The 23,499-nt window shown below is 63.2% G+C and carries 23 protein-coding genes and 2 tRNA genes; 8 read left to right on the top strand and 17 right to left on the bottom strand.

The features are described from left to right. The 3 genes from OKC30_RS11120 to OKC30_RS11110 form a co-directional block, all read right to left on the bottom strand. A partial coding sequence (locus OKC30_RS11120) for a GTP-binding protein (RefSeq protein WP_234887766.1) occupies positions 1 to 125 on the bottom strand: 125 nt, incomplete at its 3' end. Positions 126 to 297: 172 nt separating this feature from the next. Beyond that, positions 298 to 372, bottom strand: a tRNA-Gly gene (locus OKC30_RS11115). 38 nt (positions 373 to 410) lie between these two features. Continuing rightward, positions 411 to 495: transfer RNA gene (locus tag OKC30_RS11110), tRNA-Tyr, on the bottom strand. A gap of 263 nt (positions 496 to 758) precedes the next feature. Here OKC30_RS11110 and coaA point away from each other — a divergent pair. Then, entirely contained in the window at positions 759 to 1,697 is a 939-nt protein-coding gene (coaA, locus tag OKC30_RS11105; RefSeq protein WP_029314861.1) for a type I pantothenate kinase, read from the top strand. 76 nt (positions 1,698 to 1,773) lie between these two features. Here coaA and birA read toward each other — a convergent pair whose 3' ends face one another. Next, entirely contained in the window at positions 1,774 to 2,739 is a 966-nt protein-coding gene (birA, locus tag OKC30_RS11100) for a bifunctional biotin--[acetyl-CoA-carboxylase] ligase/biotin operon repressor BirA (protein WP_201985301.1), read from the bottom strand. After that, positions 2,736 to 3,773: a UDP-N-acetylmuramate dehydrogenase gene (gene murB, locus OKC30_RS11095; RefSeq protein ID WP_160838264.1), complete on the bottom strand. Its 1,038-nt coding sequence runs from the start codon at positions 3,771 to 3,773 to the stop codon at positions 2,736 to 2,738. The genes birA and murB overlap by 4 nt, the downstream gene beginning before the upstream one ends. Positions 3,774 to 3,898: 125 nt before the next feature. Here murB and OKC30_RS11090 point away from each other — a divergent pair, with 125 nt between their 5' ends. Together OKC30_RS11090 and OKC30_RS11085 are read left to right on the top strand one after the other, a co-directional pair. Next, entirely contained in the window at positions 3,899 to 4,552 is a 654-nt protein-coding gene (locus OKC30_RS11090; RefSeq protein WP_010675965.1) for a potassium channel family protein, read from the top strand. Beyond that, positions 4,549 to 5,904: a TrkH family potassium uptake protein gene (locus OKC30_RS11085; protein WP_160838266.1), complete on the top strand. Its 1,356-nt coding sequence runs from the start codon at positions 4,549 to 4,551 to the stop codon at positions 5,902 to 5,904. The genes OKC30_RS11090 and OKC30_RS11085 overlap by 4 nt, the downstream gene beginning before the upstream one ends. A 73-nt stretch (positions 5,905 to 5,977) precedes the next feature. On the opposite strand, the gene OKC30_RS11080 is transcribed toward OKC30_RS11085, so the two are convergent. Continuing rightward, entirely contained in the window at positions 5,978 to 7,987 is a 2,010-nt protein-coding gene (locus OKC30_RS11080) for a DNA topoisomerase III (RefSeq protein WP_104452141.1), read from the bottom strand. Positions 7,988 to 8,285: 298 nt separating this feature from the next. On the opposite strand from OKC30_RS11080, the gene OKC30_RS11075 reads away from it, so the two are divergent. Then, entirely contained in the window at positions 8,286 to 9,416 is a 1,131-nt protein-coding gene (locus OKC30_RS11075) for a NapC/NirT family cytochrome c (RefSeq protein WP_045522783.1), read from the top strand. A gap of 22 nt (positions 9,417 to 9,438) precedes the next feature. Next, positions 9,439 to 11,919 (top strand): trimethylamine-N-oxide reductase TorA, encoded by a 2,481-nt coding sequence (gene torA / locus OKC30_RS11070; protein ID WP_160838270.1) that lies wholly within the window; start codon positions 9,439 to 9,441, stop codon positions 11,917 to 11,919. 370 nt (positions 11,920 to 12,289) lie between these two features. Here torA and OKC30_RS11065 read toward each other — a convergent pair whose 3' ends face one another. The 4 genes from OKC30_RS11065 to OKC30_RS11050 all read right to left on the bottom strand — a co-directional run bounded on the left by OKC30_RS11065 (position 12,290) and on the right by OKC30_RS11050 (position 15,308). After that, a complete protein-coding gene (locus OKC30_RS11065) occupies positions 12,290 to 12,751 on the bottom strand; it encodes a hypothetical protein (RefSeq protein ID WP_010675970.1) in 462 nt (153 codons plus the stop codon). 102 nt (positions 12,752 to 12,853) lie between these two features. Continuing rightward, positions 12,854 to 14,200 carry a sensor histidine kinase gene (locus tag OKC30_RS11060; RefSeq protein ID WP_160838272.1) on the bottom strand — a complete coding sequence of 449 codons (1,347 nt, stop codon included), beginning with the start codon at positions 14,198 to 14,200 and terminating at the stop codon, positions 12,854 to 12,856. A 31-nt stretch (positions 14,201 to 14,231) separates the two neighbouring features. Further along, positions 14,232 to 14,888 carry a response regulator transcription factor gene (locus OKC30_RS11055; protein ID WP_005332666.1) on the bottom strand — a complete coding sequence of 219 codons (657 nt, stop codon included), beginning with the start codon at positions 14,886 to 14,888 and terminating at the stop codon, positions 14,232 to 14,234. A gap of 87 nt (positions 14,889 to 14,975) precedes the next feature. Next, complete coding sequence (locus OKC30_RS11050) at positions 14,976 to 15,308, bottom strand: PepSY domain-containing protein (protein WP_160838274.1); 333 nt, start codon at positions 15,306 to 15,308, stop codon at positions 14,976 to 14,978. Between the two features lie 63 nt (positions 15,309 to 15,371). On the opposite strand from OKC30_RS11050, the gene OKC30_RS11045 reads away from it, so the two are divergent. After that, entirely contained in the window at positions 15,372 to 15,620 is a 249-nt protein-coding gene (locus OKC30_RS11045; protein ID WP_010675973.1) for a PepSY domain-containing protein, read from the top strand. A gap of 10 nt (positions 15,621 to 15,630) precedes the next feature. Here the strand turns inward: OKC30_RS11045 and OKC30_RS11040 are convergent, their stop codons facing one another. Both OKC30_RS11040 and msrP read right to left on the bottom strand, forming a co-directional pair. Then, entirely contained in the window at positions 15,631 to 16,284 is a 654-nt protein-coding gene (locus tag OKC30_RS11040; RefSeq protein ID WP_270664088.1) for a protein-methionine-sulfoxide reductase heme-binding subunit MsrQ, read from the bottom strand. 91 nt (positions 16,285 to 16,375) lie between these two features. After that, complete coding sequence (gene msrP / locus OKC30_RS11035; protein WP_160838278.1) at positions 16,376 to 17,386, bottom strand: protein-methionine-sulfoxide reductase catalytic subunit MsrP; 1,011 nt, start codon at positions 17,384 to 17,386, stop codon at positions 16,376 to 16,378. 371 nt (positions 17,387 to 17,757) lie between these two features. On the opposite strand from msrP, the gene OKC30_RS11030 reads away from it, so the two are divergent. Continuing rightward, complete coding sequence (locus OKC30_RS11030; protein WP_042014355.1) at positions 17,758 to 18,231, top strand: DUF1097 domain-containing protein; 474 nt, start codon at positions 17,758 to 17,760, stop codon at positions 18,229 to 18,231. A 101-nt stretch (positions 18,232 to 18,332) separates the two neighbouring features. Here OKC30_RS11030 and OKC30_RS11025 read toward each other — a convergent pair whose 3' ends face one another. From OKC30_RS11025 to cydH, 4 genes are all read right to left on the bottom strand, one after another. Beyond that, on the bottom strand, positions 18,333 to 19,613 hold the full coding sequence (locus OKC30_RS11025; RefSeq protein ID WP_270664091.1) for a sigma 54-interacting transcriptional regulator: 1,281 nt from the start codon (positions 19,611 to 19,613) through the stop codon (positions 18,333 to 18,335). 54 nt (positions 19,614 to 19,667) lie between these two features. Continuing rightward, positions 19,668 to 20,177, bottom strand: a complete 510-nt coding sequence (locus OKC30_RS11020; RefSeq protein ID WP_039039694.1) for a hypothetical protein — start codon at positions 20,175 to 20,177, stop codon at positions 19,668 to 19,670. 105 nt (positions 20,178 to 20,282) lie between these two features. Then, entirely contained in the window at positions 20,283 to 21,695 is a 1,413-nt protein-coding gene (locus OKC30_RS11015) for a sensor histidine kinase (protein ID WP_045522797.1), read from the bottom strand. A 102-nt stretch (positions 21,696 to 21,797) separates the two neighbouring features. Continuing rightward, positions 21,798 to 21,890 (bottom strand): cytochrome bd-I oxidase subunit CydH, encoded by a 93-nt coding sequence (gene cydH / locus OKC30_RS11010; protein WP_010675981.1) that lies wholly within the window; start codon positions 21,888 to 21,890, stop codon positions 21,798 to 21,800. Between the two features lie 125 nt (positions 21,891 to 22,015). On the opposite strand from cydH, the gene folK reads away from it, so the two are divergent. Beyond that, the gene (folK, locus tag OKC30_RS11005) at positions 22,016 to 22,561 is read left to right on the top strand and encodes a 2-amino-4-hydroxy-6-hydroxymethyldihydropteridine diphosphokinase (protein ID WP_010675982.1); all 546 of its coding nucleotides are present in this window, start codon (positions 22,016 to 22,018) and stop codon (positions 22,559 to 22,561) included. A gap of 58 nt (positions 22,562 to 22,619) precedes the next feature. Here the strand turns inward: folK and OKC30_RS11000 are convergent, their stop codons facing one another. Further along, positions 22,620 to 23,324 carry an SDR family oxidoreductase gene (locus OKC30_RS11000; RefSeq protein WP_039039618.1) on the bottom strand — a complete coding sequence of 235 codons (705 nt, stop codon included), beginning with the start codon at positions 23,322 to 23,324 and terminating at the stop codon, positions 22,620 to 22,622. Between the last annotated feature and the right edge of the window lie 175 nt (positions 23,325 to 23,499).

Raw genomic sequence — 23,499 nt, 5'->3', positions numbered from 1 at the left:
CCACCGAAGTGCTTGGCCAGCACGTTGGTGATGGCGGCGGTCAGGGTGGTTTTACCGTGGTCAACGTGGCCGATGGTACCCACGTTAACGTGCGGTTTATTACGCTCAAATTTTTCTTTAGACATGATCGTCCCTCTAAACTAACGCTGAGTACGCGGTGGCAAGCTAACCACAGAACAGTTTATATGATGGATTTGAATCAAGGGGAGTAGAGAGGTTGGTGCTGACAGGCTGGTTCGATTGCCGAACTCACCCTAAGGTGTGGCTCTCAGAATTACCTGAGCCATATCAGCATCTTGGAGCGGGCAGCGGGAATCGAACCCGCATCATCAGCTTGGAAGGCTGAGGTAATAGCCATTATACGATGCCCGCATTTCTCTAACCCAAAGAACTCAAACCGCAGAGAAATATGGTGGAGGGAGAAGGATTCGAACCTTCGAAGGCAGAGCCGTCAGATTTACAGTCTGATCCCTTTGGCCGCTCGGGAACCCCTCCAGTTGCATAAATGCCACAACGGTAATTCTGCTTGCACCCGTTGTTTTTGTCGCTTTTGCTGGGCAAATAGACGACAGACATCCAAGCGTCGCGCATTTTATGGTAAGGATTTTGGGGATGCAACCATTGCACCTTGCAAAATGTGCATTTATGCCGGGATCCAGGCAAAAAAACGCTCCTTCTCCGTCCCGACCGGACGCGTCCCTTGTCGCTCCCGATCCCTTGGTGTATGGTCGCCCTGCCCAAGAAACAGTGATGACACCATGACGACAGAGCATAACCCCTATTTGCAATTCACCCGCGAACAATGGGCGTTATTGCGCGATGCGGTCCCCCTGACCCTGACCGAGCACGATCTGCAGACCCTGCGCGGGATCAACGAGAAGGTGTCATTGCGGGAAGTGGAAGAGATCTATCTGCCCCTCTCCCGTCTCCTCAATCTCTACGTCAAGGCCAAACAGCGCCGCAGCCGGGTGCTGGAGCAGTTTCTCGGTCAGTCCCGCGGCAAGGGCACCTATATCATCAGCATCGCCGGCAGCGTGGCGGGGGGAAAGAGCACCACGGCCCGTATCCTTCAGGCACTGCTGGAGCGCTGGCCGGAGCACCCCAGGGTGGAGCTGGTCACCACCGACGGCTTCCTGTTTCCCAACAAGGAGCTGGAAGCCCGTGGCCTGATGCGCCGCAAGGGGTTCCCCGAGTCTTATGACATCCGCCATCTGGTGGAGTTTGTCGCCAATATCCGCGCCGGCCACGAGAAGGTCGAGGCCCCCGTTTACTCCCACCTCATCTATGACATCCTGCCCGACGAGAAGAAGGTGGTGGAGCAGCCGGACATCCTGATCCTGGAAGGGCTCAATGTGCTGCAAAGCGGCATGGACTATCCCCAGGACCCTCATCGCGTGTTCGTGTCGGACTTCGTCGACTTTTCCATCTATGTGGATGCCGATGCCGAGCTGCTGCGCACCTGGTACATCGATCGTTTTCTCAAATTCCGCAGCGGCGCCTTCTCGGATCCCGACTCCTATTTCCACCACTACGCCAAGCTGGCCGAGAGCGAGGCGACCGAGATCGCCAACAACATCTGGCAGGATATCAACTACCTGAACCTGCAAGAGAACATCTTGCCGACCCGGGAGCGGGCCAACCTCATCCTCACCAAGGGCAACGAGCACGCCATCGAGCAGATCAAGCTGCGCAAGTGACCACTGTCGCAGTGCATACATGAAAGAGGGGGCCCGCAGGCCCCCTCTTTCATTCAGTCCTCATGAGCGTACGAGGTCAGTCACCCCGCCGCAGGGAGAGTTCCCCTCCCAGATAGAGCTTGAGCCCCTCTTCCGTCTCCAGACGCAGGGCTCCGCGTTCGTCGATCCCCCGGGCAATCCCGCGGATCACCTGCTCTCCCATCAGCAGCTTCACCGGCTGGCCGGCGAAGTGGTCAAGCCGGTTCCAGCTCTCGACGAAACTCGCCAGTCCCGTCTGTTCGAAGGTCTGCATGGCCTGCTGCAGGTGCAGCAGCACGCAGGCGGCCAGCTCGTTGCGATCCACCAGCTCGGGCTGGATATGGCGCAGCTCGGACCAGGCCTGATCGATCTTCTCCCCCTCCCGACTCGGCATCGCCAGATTGAGGCCGACCCCGATCACCAGATGGCAGCTGGCACCCGCACTGCCGCTCATCTCCACCAGGATGCCCGCCAGCTTGCGGCCCTGGTAATAGAGGTCGTTCGGCCACTTGAGCTCCACCCCGGGATAACCGAGGGACTCCAGCGCCTCTACCACCGCCACGCCGACCGCGAGACTCAGTCCCATGGCGGCCGCCATGCCCTGCTCAAGCCGCCAGTACATGCTCAGGATCAGCTGGCAACCGAAGGGAGAAACCCAGGGTTTGCCACGACGTCCCCGCCCGGCGGTCTGGCACTCGGCCAGACAGCTTTCCCCGGAGCTCAGGGTGTTGACCCGCTCCAGCAGGTACTGGTTGGTGGAGTCGATGACAGGGAAGCAGTGCACCGGTGCCATCGGTGCCTCTGCCTGCAGCCACCCCTCGTCATAGAGGGCCATGGGCACCGCCAGCCGATAGCCCTTGCCGGTCAAGCTGAAGAGATCCAGCCCCAGATCCTTGAGCGCGGCCATGTGCTTGCTCACCGCCGCCCGGCTGATGCCAAGGCGCTCGCCCAGCTGCTCGCCGGAATGAAACTGGCCGTCGCTGAGCAGGGTGATCAGGGTCTGTCTGACGGGGGTCAGGGTCATGCCAGTACCTCGTCGAGCCAGGTTTCACCGCTGCGCCCCATGAAGCGCACCTCGTGTTCCAACACCACACCGAACTGGTGCTCCACGCTGTCGCGGACATGGGCCGCCAGCGCGATGAGCTCCATGGCGCTGGCGCCCCCCAGATTGACCAGCACCAGCGCCTGCTCCTGATGCACGGCGGCACGACCGATGGCAAACCCCTTGAGACCGCACTGATCGATGAGCCAGCCAGCAGCCAGCTTTGCCTGCCCTTCTGCCGCGGGGTAGCAGGGCATCTGCGGGTATTGCTGTTTCAGGGTCTCAGCAAGGGCAGCGGGCACCACAGGATTTTTGAAGAAACTGCCCGCGTTGCCCAGCACCGCCGGATCCGGCAGCTTGGCCATGCGGGTGGCACAGACGGTGTCGAAAATGGCCTGTGGCGAAGGGGCATCCCCCAGCGCCGCCAGCGGGCCATAGCCGGCGACCGGGCGCCATGCCTTGGGCAGGCGCAGACCGACGGCGATGATGAAGTGGGAGTCCTGATAGTCGTACTTGAAGATGCTGTCACGGTAACCGAACCGGCAGTCGGCCGCCGCGATGCGCTCAACCTCGCCACTCTGCCAGTTGAACGCCTCCACGTAGGCACAGACGCTGGCCAGCTCGACCCCGTAGGCACCGATGTTCTGTACCGGGGCCGCCCCGACCGTCCCGGGAATGAGTGCCAGATTCTCCAGCCCGTGCCAGCCCTGTTGCAGGGCGTGACATACCAGCTCGTGCCAGTTTTCACCTGCCGCCACGTGCAGCAGCCAGTGCTCGGACTCCTCGTGCAGCGTGATCCCTTTCAGGCCGTTGTGGACCACCAGACCGGCAAAGTCATCGCAGAACAGGATGTTGCTTCCTCCTCCCAGCACCAGGCGCGGCAAGATGGCCAACTCCGGGTTGGTCCGCAGTTGCGCGAGATCATCCGGCCGGGTCACATCGGCCAGCCAGAGGCAGTGTGCGTCCAGGCCCAGAGTATTGAGGGTCGACAGGGAGGCGTGGGGGGTGAGTTTCATCTGTGTGTTCCGACAAGGACAAGGGCGCAGTTTACCCCAGATCCCCCGGGACAAAAAACCCGGACACTTTTCGGACTCAGGGCTCTGGAGTAGAGTAACCCCTTCATCCCGCTGAGGAAGCATGCATGAACAATCAATTCGCCGTCATCGGCCTGGGCCTGTTTGGCAGCGCCTTGTGCGAAGAGTTGCAGCGCCAGAATGCCGAGGTACTGGCCATCGACATCGACGAGAGCAAGACCCGCCAGATAGCCACCCTCTGCAACCACGTCATCGTGGCCGATGCCACCGACGAGGCCACGGTCGCCGAACTGGGCCTGGCGAATTTCGACATCGTCTTTGTCGCCATCGGCGACAACCTGGAGACCAGCATCCTGACCACGCTGGTGCTGAAAGAGGCGGGCGTGAAGAAGGTCTGGGTCAAGGCCCGCGACAAGTTCCACGCCAAGATCCTGCAGAAGGTAGGCGCGGACAAGGTGATCAACCCGGAGTGGGACATGGGCCGCCGGGTGGCCCAGAGCATGCTGGACAACCGGCTGTTCGACTACCTGGAGCTGGGTCACGACATGGTGCTGACCGAGTTCGTGATCGGCTTGCAGCAAAACACCCGCACCCTGGCCGACTTGCGCCTGCTGCAGCAAAGCGATTTCCAGCTGTTGGCCATCAAGCGAGGTGAGGTGCTGCACAACGTCCTGACCGGCAAGATGGAGCTGCAACTCGGTGACATCCTGATCCTGGCCGGCAACAAGCACGCCATCGATCACTGGCTCGACACCCTATGATCAACTGGCGCAGCAACTACGCCTTCACCCTGCATCGGGAAGACAACTCCCGCTGGAGCGAGGCCAAGCTCATCCTGGGCAGTTTCCTCATCATCCTGCTGGTTGGCACCCTGTTTCTGGTCCAGCCCTCCAGCCACAAGGGTGAGGTCACCGTCATCAACGCCCTGTTCACCGCCACCTCCGCCATCAGCGTGACCGGCCTCGGGGTGGTGGATACCGGTACCGCCTTCACCCTGCAGGGGCAGATCATCCTGTTGATATTGATGGAGATTGGTGGTCTCGGCCAGATGACCATGACACTGCTGCTCATCGCCATGTTCAGCAAGCGGGTCGGGCTGCGCCAGCAGGTGCTGGCCAAGGAGGCACTGGGCCAGGAGGGATCCGTCAACATCGTCCAGCTGGTGAAACGCATCGTCCTGTTCGCCCTGATTGCCCAGCTGATCGGCACCGCCATCATGGCCATTCGCTGGGTGCCCGACATGGGCTGGGGTCACGGCCTCTACGTCAGCTTCTTCCACGCGGTGTCGGCTTTCAACAACGCCGGCTTCTCGCTGTTTGCCAACAACCTCATGGACTACCGGGATGACCCCATCATCAGCCTGACCATACCGGCCCTGCTGATCCTGGGGGGGGTAGGCTTCACCGTCATCGTCGACCTGGTGCGCAACCGCCGCTGGCGCAAGCTGAAACTGCACAGCAAGCTGATGCTGCTGATGACCCCTGCCCTGCTGCTGCTGGGGACCCTGATGTTCTGGCTGCTGGAGCACAACAACCCGGGCACCCTGGGCAACGCCTCCTTCGGGAGCCAGTGGCTGGCAGCCTTCTTCCAGTCGGCCACCGCGCGCACGGCGGGCTTCAACACGGTGGATATCGACCAGATGGTACCGGCCTCCCTGCTGTTCATGATGATGCTGATGTTCATCGGTGCCGGGGCAACCTCCACCGGGGGCGGTATCAAGGTCACCACCTTTGCCGTCGTTCTGCTGGCGACCCGGGCGTTTCTGACCAAGCGCCCCCATGTCACCGCCTTCGGCCGCACCCTGTCACCCCAGATAGTGACCCGCTCCCTGGCCATCATCATCGTCAGTACCATGGTGCTGATGCTGGCGATGTTCCTGCTGATGCTCACGGAGTCGCAATCATTCGACAAGATCATGTTCGAGACCATCTCGGCCTTTGCCACCGTGGGACTGTCCACCGGTATCACCGCTTCTCTAAGCGAACCGGGCAAACTGATCCTGGTGCTGGTGATGATCTGCGGCCGTCTGGGGCCCCTCACCCTGGCCATCATGCTGGCCCGCCCGGTGGAGACCCGCATCCGTTATCCGGAAGAGAGCGTCTACACGGGGTAAGCCGCTCCATCCATGCAAAGAGGGGCCACTGGCCCCTCTTCTTATTTTTATGTGATCACGGCGCGCACCAGCCTCAGGCAGCCTTGCCCCTGGTCGTCCCCTTACCAGTGCTCTTTCCAGGGCTCTTCCCCACACGAGCACTCTTGCCCGTGCTCGTGCGGGGGCGTGCGGCGGTGGACCCAGTCCGCTTGCGGCGGGCAAAGCGTTGCTTGCTGTCACCGGGCGCCGCCTTGGGCAGCGCGCTGAAGCTGGCGCCGGAATCCTGCCGCGCCCCCTCGATCAGGCCGTTGAGCTGCTCGGTGAGCGGCCCCATGAACTGCTGGTAGCTGCCGTGACGTTCGGCGATCTGACCCAGACTCTGCTCCCACAGTGCCGTCATGTCCGGTGTCGTGGCGGTCGTGGGCAGCGCCTGGACCAGGGCTCGCCCGGTCGGGGTGGCCTTGATGCTCTTGCCCTGGCGCACCAGGAAGCGGCGCTTGAACAGCAGATCGATGATCCCGGCCCGGGTCGCCTCGGTGCCCAGACCGTCGGTCTCCCGCAGGGTCTTGCGGATCTCGGGATCCTGCACATAACGGGCGATGCCAGTCATGGCGGCAAGCAGGGTGGCATCGGTAAACGGCTTGGGGGGCTGGGTCATCTTCTCCAGCAGTTCCCCCCGCTCGCACAGCAGTTCCTCCCCCTCTTTCAGGGCAGGCAGGGTTCCCGCCTCCTCCTCGTCATCCTCTTCCACTCCGAGCAGCGCCTTCCAGCCCGCCTTGAGGATGCGGCGCGCCTTGGCCTGGAACAGCCCTCCGGCGATGCGCAGCAACACCTTGCTGTCGTTGTACTCGAACGGCGGGTAGAACTGCAGCAGATACTGGCGGGCAATCAGGCCGTACAGCTTCGCCTCGTCAGCCCCCAGGCTCGCCTCGTTCCCCCTCTTCTCGGTGGGAATGATGGCGTGGTGGGCATCCACCTTGCTGTCGTTCCACGCCTTGCTGCGGATCCTGCCATCCGCTTCGGCGACCGCCCTGGCCAGCGCAGGGGCCGTGCTGGCGATGGCCTCCCGCACCTGGCCGGCCCGGTTGAAGTGCTCGCTCGGCAGATGGCGGCTGTCGGATCTGGGATAGGTGATGAGCTTGTGCCGCTCGTAGAGGCTCTGGCAGATATCCAGCACCCGCTTGGCATCCATGCCAAAGCGCTTGGCCGCGTCGATCTGCAGGCTGGAGAGGTTGTAGGGGAGCGGCGCCGCCTGCTTGCGCGCCTGCTCCTCCACCGCCTCCACCCGGGCGGGTTGCCCCTGGATCCGCTCCACCACCTTGGCGGCCAGCGCCCGGTTGAGCACCCGTCCCTCCTCATCCTGCCAGGGCAGACATGCCTCCGATGGCAGCCACCTGGCGGTGAAGCGTTCGTTGCCCTGGGTCAGCAGATGGGCCATCACCTCGTAGAACGGCTTGGGAACGAAGGCCTCGATCTCGAGATCCCGGCGCACCACCAGACCGAGCAAGGGGGTCTGTACCCGACCCACCGACAGCAGTTCGCTGCAGCCCCCCTTGCGGCCAAGCAGGGTATAGGCCCGGGTCATGTTGATGCCATAGAGCCAGTCGGCACGGCTACGGGCCAGCGCCGACACCGCCAGCGGCACGAACTCCTTGTTGTCTCTGAGCTTGTCGAGGGCGCGGCGCACGGCGGGGGGATTGAGATCGCTGATGAGGCAGCGCTGCACCGGTTTGGTCTTGGGATAGCCGAGAAAGTCGATCACCTCGTCCACCAGCAGTTGCCCTTCCCTGTCCGGGTCACCGGCGTTGACCACACAGTCCGCCTGCTTGATGAGCCCCTTGATGACGGCCAGCTGGGCCTTGGTCTTGGGTTTGGCCACCAGCTGCCACTGGGTCGGGACAATGGGGAGGGATTCCATGCGCCACTGCTTGTAGGCGGCATCGTAGGCATCGGGCTCGGCCTGCTCCAGCAGGTGGCCGATGCACCAGGTCACCACGTCTCCCTGCGCCGTCTCGATGAAACCCTCCCCCTTCTTGTGAGGTTTGGGGAGGACATCGGCGATGGCGCGGCCAAGGCTGGGTTTCTCGGCGATAAAGAGTCGCATGATGGATACACCTGAATACTGTATATGTGAACAGTATACAATCCTCTCACCGCAAACCCCAAGCCCCGGGGTGGCGTACTGCCTCCTCGCCTCGGCTTGGGCATCGCCCTCACCACAGCACATCCCGCTCCCACTGGATGGGTAAAGTGAGATTTAAATTCAAAAAATCATGACAAAACAAATAACAAAACCAAAAATCAATTATATGTCGAAATTAAAACCATGACCGAGGTCAACCCTTAGAATCCTGAGACTACTACTATATTGGTAATACCCGAATTCGAAGGACACCGTCACCATGCTTGGAAAACTGTTGAGAAAGACCTGGTTCTGGCTTCTGCTGCTCGGGGCCCTGCTGGGGATCGCCGCACTGGGCGTCACCGTCACCGTGCTGCACAAGACCAGCTCCACCGAGTTCTGCGTCTCCTGCCACTCCATGCAGACCCCGCTCGCCGAATATCAGGGCAGCGTCCACTTCCAGAACGTGAAGGGGATCCGCGCCGAGTGCGCCGACTGCCACATCCCCAGTGAACCCGCCGCCTATCTCTGGACCAAGATCCGCGCCGTGAAGGACATCTATCACGAAGCGATCGGCACCCTCGACACCCCGGAGAAATACGAGGCCCACAAGCTGCGCATGGCCCAGACCGTGTGGGATCAGCTCAAGGCCAATGACTCCGCCACCTGTCGCAGTTGCCACAGCTACGCCGCCATGGACATCCTGGCCCAGCGCCCCAATGCCCGCGCCGAGCACCCGGTCGCCATCAAGGAGGGTCAGACCTGCATCGACTGCCACCGCGGCGTTGCCCACATCATGCCGGACATGAGCGGCCTGGCCGCCGCCGGTGCCAGCGAACTGGCCGCCGCCGCGGCCCAGACCCCGACCACCGTCACCACCCGCTATGCCATCGCCACCACCCCGCTCTATCTGGATGCCGGCGCCAAGACTGACGAAGGCACCCTGATGCCCTCCACCCAGGTGGAAGTGCTGGCCAACGACAACGGCCGCGCCCAGGTGCGCATCGACGGCTGGCAGCAGGACGGGGTGAGCGAGGTGTTCTACGCCGCCCCCGGCAAACGGATCCTGAGCGTGCTGGTCGGCGAAGCCGCCAGAAAAGCCCTCGTGACCGGCAAGAGCGAGACCGACAGCGCCACCAACCTCACCTGGCATCAGGTCAGCCTGACCGCCTGGGTCGATCAGAGCCAGCTCATCGGCGACCAGGGCAAGCTGTGGCAATACGCCTCCACCCTGATGTCCAACAACTGCACCGGCTGTCACGGCCTCACCGCGCTGGATCACTTCAACGCCAACCAGTGGATCGGCGTCATCAAGGGGATGGAGTCCCGTACCTCCCTCACCCCGGAGCAGGCGCGCATGCTCACCCAATACGTGCAGAAACACGCCAGCGACATGAGCGCGGCCCATTAAGGCAGGAACAGAGGACTCTCCCATGACTTTTTTCAATGACCAACAGACCAACCTCTCCCGCCGTACTCTGCTCAAGGGGCTGGGGGCCTGTGCCGCCTTGCCCCTGCTGGCCGGTATCTTCCCGAAAAGCGCCCTGGCCAAGGCCGTCAGCACGGCCCTTGAGCAGTTCCCCACCCTGGTGCCCGCCCAGAAGGGCATCCTGACCGGCGCCCACTGGGGAGCCTTCGAGGCCATCGTCTCCGAGGGCCGCATGGTGCGGGTCCAGCCGGTGGCCGATGACCCAGCGCCGAATGACCTCATCGACATGGCGCCGTTCCAGGTCCACGCCAAGAACCGCATCAAGTACCCCATGGTGCGCAAAAGCTGGCTGGAGCACGGCCCGGGCGCCAGACCGGAGTTGCGCGGTGCCGACGAGTGGGTACGGGTGAGCTGGGAAAAGGCCATCGACTTGGTGGCCGGCGAGATCCAGCGCGTTCAGTCTGATTTCGGCCCGCAGGCGATCCACGCCGGTTCCTACGGCTGGAAGAGTGTCGGCATGTTCCACAACAGCCGCACCCTGCTGCACCGCCTGATGAACCTCTCCGGCGGCTTCACCGGTTATGCCGGTGACTACTCCACCGGCGCGGCTCAGGTGATCATGTCCCACGTGATGGGCTCCATCGAGGTGTACGAACAGCAGACCGCCTGGCCCAACGTGGTGGAAAACGCAGAACTGGTGGTGCTGTGGGGGGTCAATGCTCAGGTGACCCTGAAGAACAGCTGGAACATACCGGATCATGAAGGTCAAGCGGGCTTCAAGGCGCTGAAAGAGAAAGGCACCCGCGTCATCAGCATCGATCCGGTCTACAACGAGACCGCCAAGCTGGTCGGCGCCGAGTGGATTGCCCCGAACGCCTACACCGACGTGGCCATGATGCTGGGGGTGGCCCACACCCTCTACAGCGAGAAGAAGCACGATCAGGCCTTCCTCGATCGCTACACCGTCGGCTTCGACACCTTCCTCGCCTACCTGCTCGGCAAGGAGGACGGCCAGCCCAAGAGCGCCGAGTGGGCGAGCAGCGTCTGCGGCGTCGATGCCAAGGTGATCCGCCAGCTGGCCCTCGACATGGCCGCCAAGCGCACCATGATCATGGCCGGTTGGGGCATGCAGCGTCAGCACCACGGGGAGCAGCCCAACTGGATGCTGGTCACTCTGGCTGCCATGCTGGGCCAGATCGGCCTGCCGGGGGGCGGCTACGGCTTCAGCTACCACTACTCCTCCGGTGGCAGCCCCACCGCCAAGGGCGGCATTCTGGCGGGGATCTCCGCCGGCAACGCACCGAAGAACAGCCCGGCACCGATCCCGGTGGCGCGCATCGCCGACTGCCTCGCCAATCCGGGCAAGACCATCGACTTCAACGGCCGCAAGGTGACCTATCCGGACATCAAGCTGGTCTACGTGGCGGGGGGCAACCCCTTCCACCACCATCAGGACACCAACAACCTGGTCAAGGCGTGGCGCAAGCCGCAGACCGTGATCGTCCACGAGCCCTACTGGACGGCGACTGCCAAACACGCCGACATCGTGCTGCCGGTCACCACCAGCTACGAGCGCAACGACCTGGAGATGGGGGGCGACTACTCCCAGCGCTATGTGTTCCCGATGCACCAGTGCGTGCCGCCCCAGTTTGAAGCCCGCAACGACTTCGACATCTTCAGCGCCATCGCCGCCAAGCTGGGCGTGCAGGAGCAGTACACCGAAGGGAAGGACGAGATGCTGTGGCTCAAGCAGATGTACGACGGCATGGCGGCGCAGGCCCGTGGCGCACGTGTGGCGCTGCCGCCGTTCAACATGTTCTGGGAGGCCAACAACTACATCCGCTTCCCGATCCCGGAGGCCAACCGCCAGTGGATCCGTCACGCCGATTTTCGCGAGAACCCGCTGCTCAACCCGCTCGGTACCCCGTCCGGCAAGATCGAGATCTTCTCCAACACGGTGGCGGGGATGGGTTATGCCGACTGCGCCGGTCATCCCAAGTGGTATGAGCCCAAGGAGTGGGTGAAGAGCGAGGTGGCGGCGCGCTATCCGCTGTCGCTCAACACCTCCCACCCGACCCAGCGGTTGCACTCCCAGCTCGACAACACCCCGCTGCGGGGCAAGTTCGCCATCGCCGATCGGGAGGCCATCCTGATCCATCCGGACGACGCCAAGGCGCGCGGCATCCAGGATGGCGATCTGGTGCGGGCCTTCAACGAGCGCGGCCAGATCCTGGTGGGGGCCCTGATCTCCGCCGATATCCGGCCCGGGGTAGTGCGGGTGTGTGAAGGGGCCTGGTACGATCCGGCCAAGCCGGGCGAAGCGGGCAGCATCTGCAAGAACGGCAACGTCAACTGCCTCACCTTCGACGAGGGCTCGTCCAGTCTGGCCCAGGGCAACTGCGGCCACATGGCCCAATTGCAGATAGAGAAGTATATCGGGCCAGTGCTCGCCAACACGGCGCACGAGGTACCGGCCAACGGCTGAGTAGAGGACTGAGCAACAAAAACGGCGCCATCAAGGCGCCGTTTTCTTATCGCAGTTTGTGGTGTGGTTCAGAATCAGAAGTCACCCTCAACCATATGCTCTTCCGCATACTCCACCCGCCTTGCAGCCAGAGCGCGGACAAGGTGGCTCAGAAGTCTCCTTCCACCATGTACTCTTCGGCACACTCCACCCGCTTTGCAGCCAGAGCGCGGACAAGGTGGCTCAGAAGTCTCCTTCCACCATGTACTCTTCGGCACACTCCACCCGCCTTGCAGCCAGAGCGCGGACAAGGTGGCTCAGAAGTCTCCTTCCACCATGTACTCTTCGGCACACTCCACCCGCCTTGCAGCCAGGGTGCTGGCAAGGGGGATCAGAAGTCGCCCTCAACCATATATTCTTCCGCACACTCGACCAGCTGGGGCCAGAGATCTTCCGGCACCCAGGCCTCGGGGTCATCCTCGTCACCGTCATACTGGCTCCAGAAGAAGGCACGCAACCCGCTTGCGAAGTCGTCGCTCAACTCCGCCAGTTCGGAGAGGGGCCCCAGCCAGGCAATGCGGCGCAGGCCGGAGGCGAGATCGTTGATGGCATCCATCAGGGTGCGATCATCCAGGCTCTGCTCCACCAGCAGGGTGAAGCGCTCGCGGGCGCTCTCGGTCTGATCCTCGTCCAGCTCACCCACGTCGGCCAGCAGGTCGACAAAGTCCTCCAGCAGGAACTGGATCAGGGCATCCCTGTCCTCGAACCACTGGATCTGGGCCCCCTTGGTGCCCAGCACCGAGGCATCGAACGAATCATCGAGATGGCACAAAGCCCAAGGATCGTCAGTCATTGCTACCCTTCCTACACCTGAAACAAGAGACGTATCTTATGCCGGGTGCCGCCCCCTTGCCAGCACGGCGGCACAAAAGGGGCCCCCCGACGGGGCGCCCCATCACTCGACCCTGGCCACCTTGGGCAGGGAGAGGGAAGCGGCGAGCCCCCCCAGCTCGGCCCGCCCCATGATGAGACTGCCGCGATAGGCTTCCGCGAGATCCGAGACGATGTTGAGGCCAAGGCCCGAGCCCGGCACCTTCTCGTCGAGGCGCACCCCCCGCAGCACCGCCTTGGCGATCTGATCCTCGCTCATGCCGGGACCGTCGTCCTCGATGCGCAGGGTGATCCAGCCCCCCAGCTCGGCGCTGGAGATGCGCAGCTCGCTGGCGGACCACTTGAAGGCGTTCTCCAGCAGGTTGCCCACCATCTCGTCGAAGTCCTGCTCCTCCACCCCGACCGCCAGATTGACCGGCACCTGCAAGTCCACCGTCTTGCCGGGATAGAGGCGGGAGAAGGCGCGGCAGATATACTCCACCCGGGCCCGCACCGGGGTCGAGACCCCGAGGATCTTGGCGGCGCCGGTCACCCGCGCCTTGCCGAGGTGATAGTCGATGTGGCGCTGGATCTGGTCGAGCTGCTCGCCGAGGGCGGCCTGATCCTCCGGCGGCAGCTGGGTCACCTGGTTGCGCATGATGCTGAGCGGCGTCTTGAGGGCGTGGGCCAGGTTGCCGGTGTGGGAACGGGCTCGTTGCAACAGCTCGCCATAGTGGTGCAGCAGGCGGTTGATGTCCTCCACCAGCGGCTGGATCTCCAGGGGGTAGCGCAGCCGGAACCCCTCCTGATGACCTTGATGGACGCGGCTCAGCTCGCGACGCAGCAGGTGCAGCGGGCGCAGGCCGTAGAGGATCTGGAACATGAAGCCGAGCACCAGGCCGGTGGCGGCGAAGCCGAGGCCGAGGAACAGGCTGATGCGGGTCTTCTTCAGGGTCTGGGTCAGGGCGCTGCTGTCCTTGGCCATCACCAGGGTGAAGACCCGATCAGACCCCGGCAGCAGCACGGTACGGGTCATGATGAGCAGGGGCTCCTTGTTGGGCCCCTGGCCGACAAAGAGATCCGGATCGCCGAAGGCCGACTTCAGGCCGTGGGCACTCAAATGGGCATCCCACAGGGAGCGGGAGCGACTGACCACCGTCTCCCCCAGCTCCAGTTGCCAGTAGTAGCCGGAGTAGGGCTGGCGATAACGGGGGTCGGCCATAGGCTCGGTGACCACCGGCATGCCGTCCGGCTGGATCTCGAGGCGGGAGAGCAGATCGTAGAGCTGCAGGCGCAGGCCATCGGCCTCCGCCTCCTGCCAGTAGTTGCGCATCATGGTCTGCAGGCTGAAGCCGGTGGCGAACAGGAAGAGACCGCACCAGACCATGGCGATCACCACCAGCCGACCTCGCAGGGTGCGTACCAGCCTCATTCAACCCACCCCGCCATCGGTTGCGAGGGTGTCATTCGTTGATCCGGTAGCCGAGGCCGCGCACCGTCTCGATGAGATCGGCGTGGGTCTTCTTGCGGATGCGGCCGATGAACACCTCCACGGTGTTGGAGTCGCGATCGAAATCCTGGGCATAGATGTGGTCGATCAGCTCGCTGCGGGACACCACCTTGCCCCTGTGCTGCATCAGGTAGCCCAGCACCCGGAACTCGTGGGCGGTGAGCTTGATGGGGGTCCCTTCGTACCACACCTGGGAAGCCGCCATGTCGAGACGCACGCCACCGATCTCGAGGATGGAGCTGGCGTTCCCCGCCGCCCGGCGCACCAGCGCCTGCACCCTGGCCACAAGCTCCGCCACCTGGAAGGGCTTGGTGAGGTAGTCGTCCGCCCCGGCGTTGAGCCCTTCAATCTTCTCGTGCAACTGGCCACGGGCGGTCAGCACCAGCACCGGGGTGTCCATCCCCTTGCTGCGCCACTCCTTCAGTACGCTCAGGCCATCGCGACCGGGCAGGCCGAGATCCAGGATGATCGCGTCATAGGGTTCGGTCTCGCCGAGAAAGCCCGCCTCGTTGCCATCGTGGCAGAGATCGGTGACGAAACCGGACAGACGCAGCTGCTCCGCCAGCTGGCCCGCGAGGATCTTTTCATCTTCAACTATCAGAATGCGCATACATGGGTGTCCAAAACAGGGTTGTGCCGGCACCGGCAACGGTTGGGGGGACGAACCGGACGGCGGCAGGTTCGCGGACTCACGCCGTTACTCCTCTTCCGGGGGCGGGCGCGGAGCGAACAGGCGCTCCAGATGGTGACCCTTGAGCCACACCATCTCCAGATTGTCAGCCCGGTAGCCCACCTTGATGACGCTGTTCTCCTCGTCGATGAGCCTGAGCTCGTAGAGCCAGACGCCATCCTCCTCACCCAGATCGACACGCAGCACGCGCACCGGCAGGCGGGAGGCCACCTCCATCAACTCATGAAAAGGACGGACCCGCCCCTCACTAACCACCTGTTGCAGCAAGGCCTCGTTCGGCTGGGCCGCCTGAACCAGCATCGGCAGCAGCAATCCAAGCAGGGGCAGCGCGCTATTCATGGGTGATTCATCTCTCAAAACCTAACATAATGCCGTTTATAGTGTGCCAGCCATGAATCCGGAATGAATATGATCCCACGCAGTATCCTGCTGATCTTGTGCCTCTTTTCCACCTTTGGCTGGGCGGCGCAGACACGTCTCGACATGGCCGGACTGGTCAAGTTGTTGCTGGCACAAGGGTATCACGACATTCGGGAAGTGGAGCTGGAAGGGGACAAATTCGAGGTCGATACCCTGAATGCCGACGATCAGCGCGTCCAGTTGCAGGTCGATGCCAACACCGGCGAGATCACCAAAAAAGAGGCCGAATAGGCCTCTTTTGCTATGGGCGTGACGGCTGTTGCGCCGCCCCCTTCCCGGCCACTTGCGGGCGCTTGCGCCAGGGGCGCAGCAGCTTTTCCCGACGGGGCCACAGCAGGGCGCAGGCCAGCACCAGATAGATGAGCGGCTCCTGCCACCCGCTCTTGACCGACCACCAGTAGTGTACCGGCACCAGCAGAGCCACCCCGTAGATCCAGTTGTGCAGCTTCTGCCATGCCGGCCCCATGCGACGCAACAGGGCCGGGATCGAGGCGATACTCAGCGCCAGCAACAGCAGCAGCGCCACCATGCCCACCACTATGTAGCTGCGCTTCACCAGCTCGCCGCCAATCAGCCCCCAGTCGAACTGCAGATCCAGCCCCAGCCAGACCATGAAGTGCAGGGACGCCCAAGCGGCGCACCAGAGCCCGAGGGGGCGGCGCAACTTGATGAGCTGCCCCTGGCGCCAGCGCTTGGCGAGCGGCGACACCAGCAGGGTCAGCAACAGCAGGTGAAGGGCCCCCTTGCCAAGGTAATGGGTCAGCCCCTGGACCGGATCCCCCCCCAGCAGCCCGGCTGGCACGGCATAGCCCAGCCAGAGCAGAAAGCCGAGCGAACCAAGGTGCACCAGCGCCCGCAAGCCGTTGACATGGGCTGTTTTCAGTCTCGGCGTCATATTGCAGTTCCCGTCATGTTTTTCCCGCTTCTCATCCCCTCGCCCACCAGGGGAAAAGGGGGCAAGAGATCAGTCGGACAGAGCGTCAGTCTCAATACCATCTACGCAGATCCATCCCCTGATAGAGGGACGCCACCTCGTCGCCGTAGCCATTGAACATCAGGGTCGGCTGGCGCTTGGCCCCGAAGATGCCCCCCTCGCCGATGAAACGCTCGCTCGTCTGGCTCCAGCGCGGGTGATCCACGCTCGGGTTGACGTTGGCGTAGAAGCCATATTCGTTGGGGGCCAGCAGGTTCCAGGTGGTGGGGGGCATCTCCTCCACCAGGCGGATGGAGACGATGCTCTTGATGCTCTTGAAGCCGTATTTCCAGGGCACCACCAGCCGGATGGGTGCCCCGTTCTGGGCGGGCAGGGTCTTGCCATAGAGCCCCATGGCAAGGAAGGAGAGGGGGTGCATGGCCTCGTCGAGGCGCAAGCCCTCCACATAGGGATAATCGATGCCGCCCCCCAGGGCACGGGAGGCCTGCCCCGGCAACTGTTCCGGATCATAGAGCGTCTCGAAGGCCACGAACTTGGCGCGACTGGTGGGCTCGGAACGGCGGATCAGATCCGCCAGCGCAATGCCGCTCCAGGGCAGCACCATGGACCAGGCCTCCACGCAGCGCAGCCGATAAATGCGCTCCTCCAGCGTGCTCTTGTTGATGAGATCCCACACATCCAGGGTGAAGGGTTTGGCCACCTCCCCTTCCACCTTCAGGGTCCAGGGCTCGGGCCTGAGGTAATGGCCGTTGCGGGCCGGGTCCCCCTTGTCGGTCCCCAGCTCGTAGAAATTGTTGTGGGTGGTGGCCTTCTCCTCCGGGGTGAGGATCAATCCCTCTGGCCGGGTCGCGGCACGGATGTCGAGGGGTCTGGTGGGGGCCACGGTGGCCGGCTTGTCCGGTGCGAAGAGATCCAGCAGGCTGGCCTTCACCGGAAACGCCAGGGTGGCGGCACCGACGCCCAGGCCCAGCCCTTTCAGGATGCGGCGACGATCCTGATAGACGGTTTCCGGCGTGACATCCTGTTCGGTGGGGTGATGAGAAGTACGGCGCTTGATCAACATGAAAAAACTCCCGGGACGATGAGGTTGACAACCATAAGACCCGCCCCGGCCGAGTTTTATTTCACACAGAATTACATGAGTTGGTAAAGGGGCAGTGCCTTGGCCATGGTACCGGCCAGGAAGAGCACTACGAACACCAGCAGAGGAACGATCACGTTTGGCACCATCAGACTCACTCCATGAGCAGGACAGGGCCTCTAACTATGGAACAAGGTCTGCGGCGCCTCCAATGAATTTTTTTCGCGAGCGCAAACGTATTCCAGAGTTGCAAAGAGTGATCGGGATCACACACAATCCGGCCCCCGCTTGCTGCCGCTCTACCGCGGAGTAGGCTGCCTCCTTTTCCGGATTCAACCACTGAGAGTCACGCCATGAGCCCACTGTTCGCCATCGCCATCACGACCGGGATCCTCTCCGCCGTCTGGGGTGGACTGGCCGCCGCACTCGGTCTCATCTCCTGGGTCGGCTTCCTCGGCTGCACCAGCTACTTCGCCTCGAGTGGCGGTTACAAGGCGCTGTTGCAGACCCTGCTGTGCAACACCACCGGCATGCTGTGGGCACTCCTGCTGATCCACGGGGAGACCTGGTGGGGGGCCGGCATGGCGGGTTATCTGATGACAGGGGTGGTGGCCACCCTGATGTGCGTGCAGGCCAGGCAGCAGTGGCTCGCCTACATTCCCGGCACCTTCGCCGGTTGCTGTGCCACCTTCGGCGCCGCAGGCGAGTGGCGGCTCATTCTGCCCTCCCTCATCATCGGCGCCCTGTTTGGCTATCTGATGAAGGCGAGCGGCCTCTGGCTCTCCCAGAAGACCCTCTCCACCGGCGGCGTCAGCGACCCGGCATAAGCCTGAGCCTGAGCCTGAGCCTGAGCCTGAGCCTGGCAAGGTAACCGATTCGGTCGGAAACCAGAGGGGCGGCCCGTCATCGACGGCCGCCCCTCTGTCATTTATCCCTTCGACTTGAAATTTGCCGCCTCGATGCCGTGCCGATTCAATAGCTTGTAGAAGTCGGTGCGGTTTCTCCCCGCCATGTTGGCCGCCAGGGTCACGTTCCCCTCCGTGGTGCGCAGCAGCCGGATCAGATACTCCTTCTCGAACTCGGCCCGCGCCTCGTTGAACGAGGGAATACCGCCACCGCCGCCACTCAGGGCCGACTCCACCATCGCCGCGCCTATCACCGGGCTGCAGCAGAGGCTGGCGAGCTGCTCCACCACCCCGCAGAGCTGGCGCACGTTGCCCGGCCAGGCCGCGGCGGCCAGCAGGGCCAGCGCCTCCGGCGAGAAGCCGAGGGCGGCGCAATCGGGGTGACGGTTGCGGTAATCGTCCAGCGCCTGACGGGCCAGCAGGGGGATGTCCTCGCTGCGGGCGCTCAGCGGCGGCAGGGTGATGTTGGCCACGTTGAGGCGGTAGAAGAGATCCTCGCGAAAACGCCCCTCTTCCATGGCGGTCACCAGATCCTGATGGCTGGAGCTGATGACCCGCACCTCGGGGGTACCCTGACCATACTCCGCCAGCACCTGGAGCAACTTGGTCTGGAGTGACTCCGACAGATCTCCTATCTCGTCGAGGAAGAGGGTGCCGCCTTTGGCCTCGGCAAACAGGCCGGACTGGCCATCCTCGCCAAACAGCTGCAAGTCCAGCACGGGCCAGGGCAGAGCCGCACAGTTGATGGTATGCAGCGGCTTGTCGCGGCGGTGGCTGGCCTGGTGCAGCGCCTGGGTCATCACCCCCTTGCCGGCGCCGGAGGGGCCCAGGATCAGCACGGGCACGTCCATGGTGGCGATGCTGCTCGCCTGGATCAGCAACTGCTCCATCTGCGGGTTGCGGGTCTGGATGAGGGACTGCCACTCCTGCTGCTGCTTCGGACGGGTCAGGCTGAGAGCATGTTCTATGGTGACCAGCAGCTCGTCCTTGTCGATGGGCTTGGTGAGGAAGCTGAACACCCCGGAGCGGGTCGCCTGGATGGCGTCGGGAATGGTGCCGTGGGCGGTCATGATGATCACCGGCATGCCGAGCCACTGGGACTGGATCCGCTCGAACAGCGCCAGCCCGTCCATGCCCCCCATGCGCAGATCGCTCAGCACCAGGTCGGCCCGTTGCTGGCGCAGCCTGTCCAGCGCTCCTTCGGCGCTGTCGGCGGTATCCACCTCGTAACCCTGGCTGCGCAGGCGCATGCTCATCAGCTTGAGCAGGCTGGCATCATCGTCCACCAGCAGAATACGGCTCATGCTCTCACCCCCTCTTGGCGAAAAACGCGGTCATTGCGGCGCGGTCCGGAGCTGTCATGGCTGACCTCCCCCATTGAGCTTACGCTGGTTGAGCTGCTCGTCGATGGCGGAGAGCTGCTCTATCTGCTGGCGTAGACGCTTCACCTCCTGACTCTGATCGTCGCGGCGGCTGTCTCGCACCAGCAGCTCCTCCCCGAGGGCGATCCAGCTGCGCAGGAAGGCCTGGGCATCGAGACCAAGCTCCGGCAACAGAGCCTTCAGCTGATCCAGCCCGGCCCGGCGGCTGGCCACCGATTCGGACGGGTGGGTGTTGACCATGGCCAGGCTGACCCGGCTCTCGAGGTCGGTGGCGCCGGCCAGTCGCTGGCGCTCCTGCATCCGCTGCTGGGGATGGCTGGCCAGCAGCCAGTCCGAGTATTGCAGGCGCACCTGCATCTCCTTGTTGGCAAACTCCATCCGCCTGGCGATCGCCTCCTGGGAAGGCTCGGTGAGGCTGGTAGAAGGCAGCAGGGAACAGCCAGCGAGCAGGCCTATCATCAATACGGGAATCACAAATCGTTTCATCTTGAATGTCACTTCAGATCCTGGTGGGGAGCAGGCACCTGCCCGCTCCTCTCAATATTCGGTGTCAAGGCGCCACCCGCACCTGCGGGGTCGCCGCCACGTCCGTCAGCTCGGGCGCACGTTCAAATCCAGCCGGAAACAGACATCCGCCTGGGCATCCTCGATCAGCCTGAGCTCGCCGCCCAGACTCATGGCAGACTCCCGGGCAATGGAGAGGCCCATGCCGGAGCCTTTCAGCAATCCCTGACGCACTATGCTGCCCTGTTCAAAGGGCTCGAAGATGCGCTCCCGCTCGTCTGGCGGGATGACAGGCCCTTCGTTGGCCACCTCCAGCCAGCCGCCGCCCGCTCCCGCCCCGGCGCGGATCCAGATCTGTCCGCCCCTGGCGCCATAGCTAACTGCGTTGGAAAAGAGATTGTCGAGGATGAGTCGCAGGCGGTAGGGCTCTGCCCGCAGGCTGATGGGCTCGGGCGGCAAGTGTACACTGATTTGCTTGGATTCCAGCGCGAGCCGGTACTCTTCGGACAAGTCTGACAACAAGGGCGCCAGGGGCACCTCGGACAGGGTGAACACCTCCTGCTGGCTGAGGCGATTGAAGTCGAGCAGCCGCTCGATCAGGGTCTGCAGACGGCGGCTGTTCTCCTCCAGCATCTGGCAGATCTCCTGCTGATCCCCGTTGAGGGGCCCCACCAGCTGCTCCGAGAGCAGATCAGCCCCCTCCCGCAGCACGGCAAGGGGGGTTTTCAGCTCGTGGGATACGTGGCGCAGGAACTGGTATTTCTGCTGTTCCAGCTCCTTGAGCTTGTCGTGCAGCCAGCTGATCCGCTCCCCCAGCAGCACCAGTTCGGCCGGGCCATCCACCGGGCGCTGATCCGGCTCGACGCCTGCGCCCAGACTCAGGATCCGCGACTCAATCTGACGTACCGGGTGGATGATGAGGTAGGTAAAGAGCAACACCAGCAGCAGGCTGAGCCCGACCACGAAGCCGCTGACCCACCAGATCTGCTGTTTCAGCTCCACGATGGCGCCCCGCATGCGGGTCACGTGATCATCCACCTGGCTGCGGGTGACCACTTCCAGTTGCTGGTTCAGTTCGTTGAAGTCGGTGAAACGGGGGCTGGTCGCCTCCTGCCTGGCCTTGCGCAGATCCTGCAGGCCATCGAGCCAGACCAGCGTCGCCTCGAGATCTCCGTAGACCTCGGCATCCGGAATGGAGTCCTGATGGGTCGCGAGCAGTTCCCGGTAGCGCACCAGCTGCTGCCGATAGCTGGCCAGGATGCGGTCATCACCCAGGACCGCATAGCGGCGCAGGGTGCGCTCCAGATCGATGGCCTGAGTGGAGAGCAGCGTCGCCCGGCGAGTGTCCCGCACCGCACGTTCCATCTCGTCGCTGGTGAGCTGGCCCAGGTGGGAGAGAGCCTGACTGTCGTGCCAGATCATGCCCCCCAGGGGCATCAGCACCAGCACGAAGCCCATCAGTACTACCTGGAGCAGGGAGCGGGGCCGAACCTTGGTCATCTTCTGCGGTCTCGATTCGTCATGGGGGAGCCAGCATATCCGCACTGCCCCAAAAAGCAAAACCGGCCATAAAGCCGGTTTGATTGCTCACCGAGGCCGGATTCACGCCAGGCCGACGGACGCCACACAGATGACAATGATCATGGCAAGGGCCCCTGACGCGGCCAACAGTGCCCATTTCATTTCTACGCTCATGCAAACCTCCTTTCTGCCAATCAGCGTTGGATCACAACAGATAACGACATGTTAATTCATAGTGAATCCCATAACCGTGAGCTGCGTATATATTTCAGACGAGCCCAACCCAAGGAATGGAAAGCATGTTTTACCTCTGTAGCATTGGATCCAATCTCGACCCCGCCCTGCACGTCAGTCAGGTCGTCGCCGAATTGCTGGCCCGCTTTGGTCGCCTTCACCTGAGTTCCGTCATCCAGACCAAACCCGTGGGCATGCATTCGCGCCACGACTTCCTCAACTGCCTGTTCGTCGTCCAGAGCGACCTCTCCCCCGTCCAGCTCAAGGCCGAGTTTGTCACCATGGAGCTGGCCCATGGCCGGGATCGCAGCAACCCCCTGTGCAAGGTGGCGGACAGGCCACTGGACATCGACATACTGGCCTGCGGCGAACGGGATGACTTCGCCGAGGCCGGGGTGGATGCCTACCTGGGGGATCTGCTGGCGGAGATGTATCAGGGCGGCAGTGTGGACTCCGGCAAGGTGACCCTCGGCCTGCCGGGCAGCAAGGTGTTTGCGAAGCAGCGCATCGGCCAGGCCCCCATCCATCTCTGCCAGCAAGACGAGGCCCTGCTTCCCGGCAATGGCCACCCCGGCCCCCCTTCCCGGCACGCCGCCATCCGGCACCCTTGAGCCGTTCACACACATGAGGCGCCCAAAGGCGCCTCATGTCATGGCGGCCCGCCTTGCCCTAGATGACGGCGAGGGCGCGCCCCCCGTCCACCCGGATGCTGGCCCCGGTCATGTAGTCGTTCTTCATCAGCATCTGTACCGCCTGCCAGATGGGCTCCAGACCCCCTTCCCGCGCCAGCGGCGTCTTCGCCAGCACCTGCTGGCGCCAGTCATCCCCGTGCTCGTCGAGAAACAGGATGGGGCCAGGCTCTATGGTGTTGACCCGCACGGCAGGCGCCAGTTCGCGGGCAAAGCTCATGGCCAGGGAATGGGCTCCCGCCTTGGTGGCCACGTAGGCGGCAAACTGGGGCGCCGGGGCATGGATGTAGATATCGGTGATGTGGATGATGCCCCCGTTGGGCTGGCGGGCAAGGGCGGGGGCCAGCGCCCGGTTGAGCTGGAAGGGAGCCGCCATGTGTACCCGGTAGAACTGATCAAACTGGGCCAGCTGCACCGCAGGATCCGCCGCCTGGGGCTCGAAGGCGGAGGCATTGTGGATGATCAGGGCAAGATCCTCATGGGCCGCCAGCGCCGTCACCACGGCGCCAACCTCCTCTTCCCGGGTAAAGTCCGCCTGTACCAGTTCGACGCCCACGTCTCGCAGACGATCCAGCTCGGGCCGTTCGCTGCGATAGCTGCCCGTCACCTGCCAGCCAGCGGCCACCAGCTGCTCGCACAGATAGAATCCCAGGCGACGGCCACAGCCCGTTACCAATGCACGCATACACTCTCCTTGTGGTTGTCGCCCTCCCCGATCCATGCAGGATCGCACGGAGGGCCCATTCATCGGCCATGACCTATCGATGTCCGAGGCAAAACCCATCCTGATTACCCATGATTAGCAGTCAGTTACCACGAACTATACTGATCTTACGTACAGTTATCGAGGTGCGAGATCA

Origin of the sequence: Aeromonas sp. QDB18, assembly GCF_027705325.1 — a bacterium.
Taxonomy (GTDB): domain Bacteria; phylum Pseudomonadota; class Gammaproteobacteria; order Enterobacterales; family Aeromonadaceae; genus Aeromonas; species Aeromonas caviae.
Note: the sequence above shows the minus strand (reverse complement) of the source record. Positions and strands in the feature narration are given on the sequence as shown.

What these genes read in the sequence shown, in the direction of transcription:
- coaA (WP_029314861.1), top strand. Translation starts at nt 759, where the DNA reads ATGACGACAGAGCATAACCCCTATTTGCAATTCACCCGCGAACAATGG.
- birA (WP_201985301.1), bottom strand. Translation starts at nt 2,739, where the DNA reads ATGACCCTGACCCCCGTCAGACAGACCCTGATCACCCTGCTCAGCGAC.
- murB (WP_160838264.1), bottom strand. Translation starts at nt 3,773, where the DNA reads ATGAAACTCACCCCCCACGCCTCCCTGTCGACCCTCAATACTCTGGGC.
- OKC30_RS11090 (WP_010675965.1), top strand. Translation starts at nt 3,899, where the DNA reads ATGAACAATCAATTCGCCGTCATCGGCCTGGGCCTGTTTGGCAGCGCC.
- OKC30_RS11085 (WP_160838266.1), top strand. Translation starts at nt 4,549, where the DNA reads ATGATCAACTGGCGCAGCAACTACGCCTTCACCCTGCATCGGGAAGAC.
- OKC30_RS11080 (WP_104452141.1), bottom strand. Translation starts at nt 7,987, where the DNA reads ATGCGACTCTTTATCGCCGAGAAACCCAGCCTTGGCCGCGCCATCGCC.
- OKC30_RS11075 (WP_045522783.1), top strand. Translation starts at nt 8,286, where the DNA reads ATGCTTGGAAAACTGTTGAGAAAGACCTGGTTCTGGCTTCTGCTGCTC.
- torA (WP_160838270.1), top strand. Translation starts at nt 9,439, where the DNA reads ATGACTTTTTTCAATGACCAACAGACCAACCTCTCCCGCCGTACTCTG.
- OKC30_RS11065 (WP_010675970.1), bottom strand. Translation starts at nt 12,751, where the DNA reads ATGACTGACGATCCTTGGGCTTTGTGCCATCTCGATGATTCGTTCGAT.
- OKC30_RS11060 (WP_160838272.1), bottom strand. Translation starts at nt 14,200, where the DNA reads ATGAGGCTGGTACGCACCCTGCGAGGTCGGCTGGTGGTGATCGCCATG.
- OKC30_RS11055 (WP_005332666.1), bottom strand. Translation starts at nt 14,888, where the DNA reads ATGCGCATTCTGATAGTTGAAGATGAAAAGATCCTCGCGGGCCAGCTG.
- OKC30_RS11050 (WP_160838274.1), bottom strand. Translation starts at nt 15,308, where the DNA reads ATGAATAGCGCGCTGCCCCTGCTTGGATTGCTGCTGCCGATGCTGGTT.
- OKC30_RS11045 (WP_010675973.1), top strand. Translation starts at nt 15,372, where the DNA reads ATGAATATGATCCCACGCAGTATCCTGCTGATCTTGTGCCTCTTTTCC.
- OKC30_RS11040 (WP_270664088.1), bottom strand. Translation starts at nt 16,284, where the DNA reads ATGACGCCGAGACTGAAAACAGCCCATGTCAACGGCTTGCGGGCGCTG.
- msrP (WP_160838278.1), bottom strand. Translation starts at nt 17,386, where the DNA reads ATGTTGATCAAGCGCCGTACTTCTCATCACCCCACCGAACAGGATGTC.
- OKC30_RS11030 (WP_042014355.1), top strand. Translation starts at nt 17,758, where the DNA reads ATGAGCCCACTGTTCGCCATCGCCATCACGACCGGGATCCTCTCCGCC.
- OKC30_RS11025 (WP_270664091.1), bottom strand. Translation starts at nt 19,613, where the DNA reads ATGAGCCGTATTCTGCTGGTGGACGATGATGCCAGCCTGCTCAAGCTG.
- OKC30_RS11020 (WP_039039694.1), bottom strand. Translation starts at nt 20,177, where the DNA reads ATGAAACGATTTGTGATTCCCGTATTGATGATAGGCCTGCTCGCTGGC.
- OKC30_RS11015 (WP_045522797.1), bottom strand. Translation starts at nt 21,695, where the DNA reads ATGACCAAGGTTCGGCCCCGCTCCCTGCTCCAGGTAGTACTGATGGGC.
- cydH (WP_010675981.1), bottom strand. Translation starts at nt 21,890, where the DNA reads ATGAGCGTAGAAATGAAATGGGCACTGTTGGCCGCGTCAGGGGCCCTT.
- folK (WP_010675982.1), top strand. Translation starts at nt 22,016, where the DNA reads ATGTTTTACCTCTGTAGCATTGGATCCAATCTCGACCCCGCCCTGCAC.
- OKC30_RS11000 (WP_039039618.1), bottom strand. Translation starts at nt 23,324, where the DNA reads ATGCGTGCATTGGTAACGGGCTGTGGCCGTCGCCTGGGATTCTATCTG.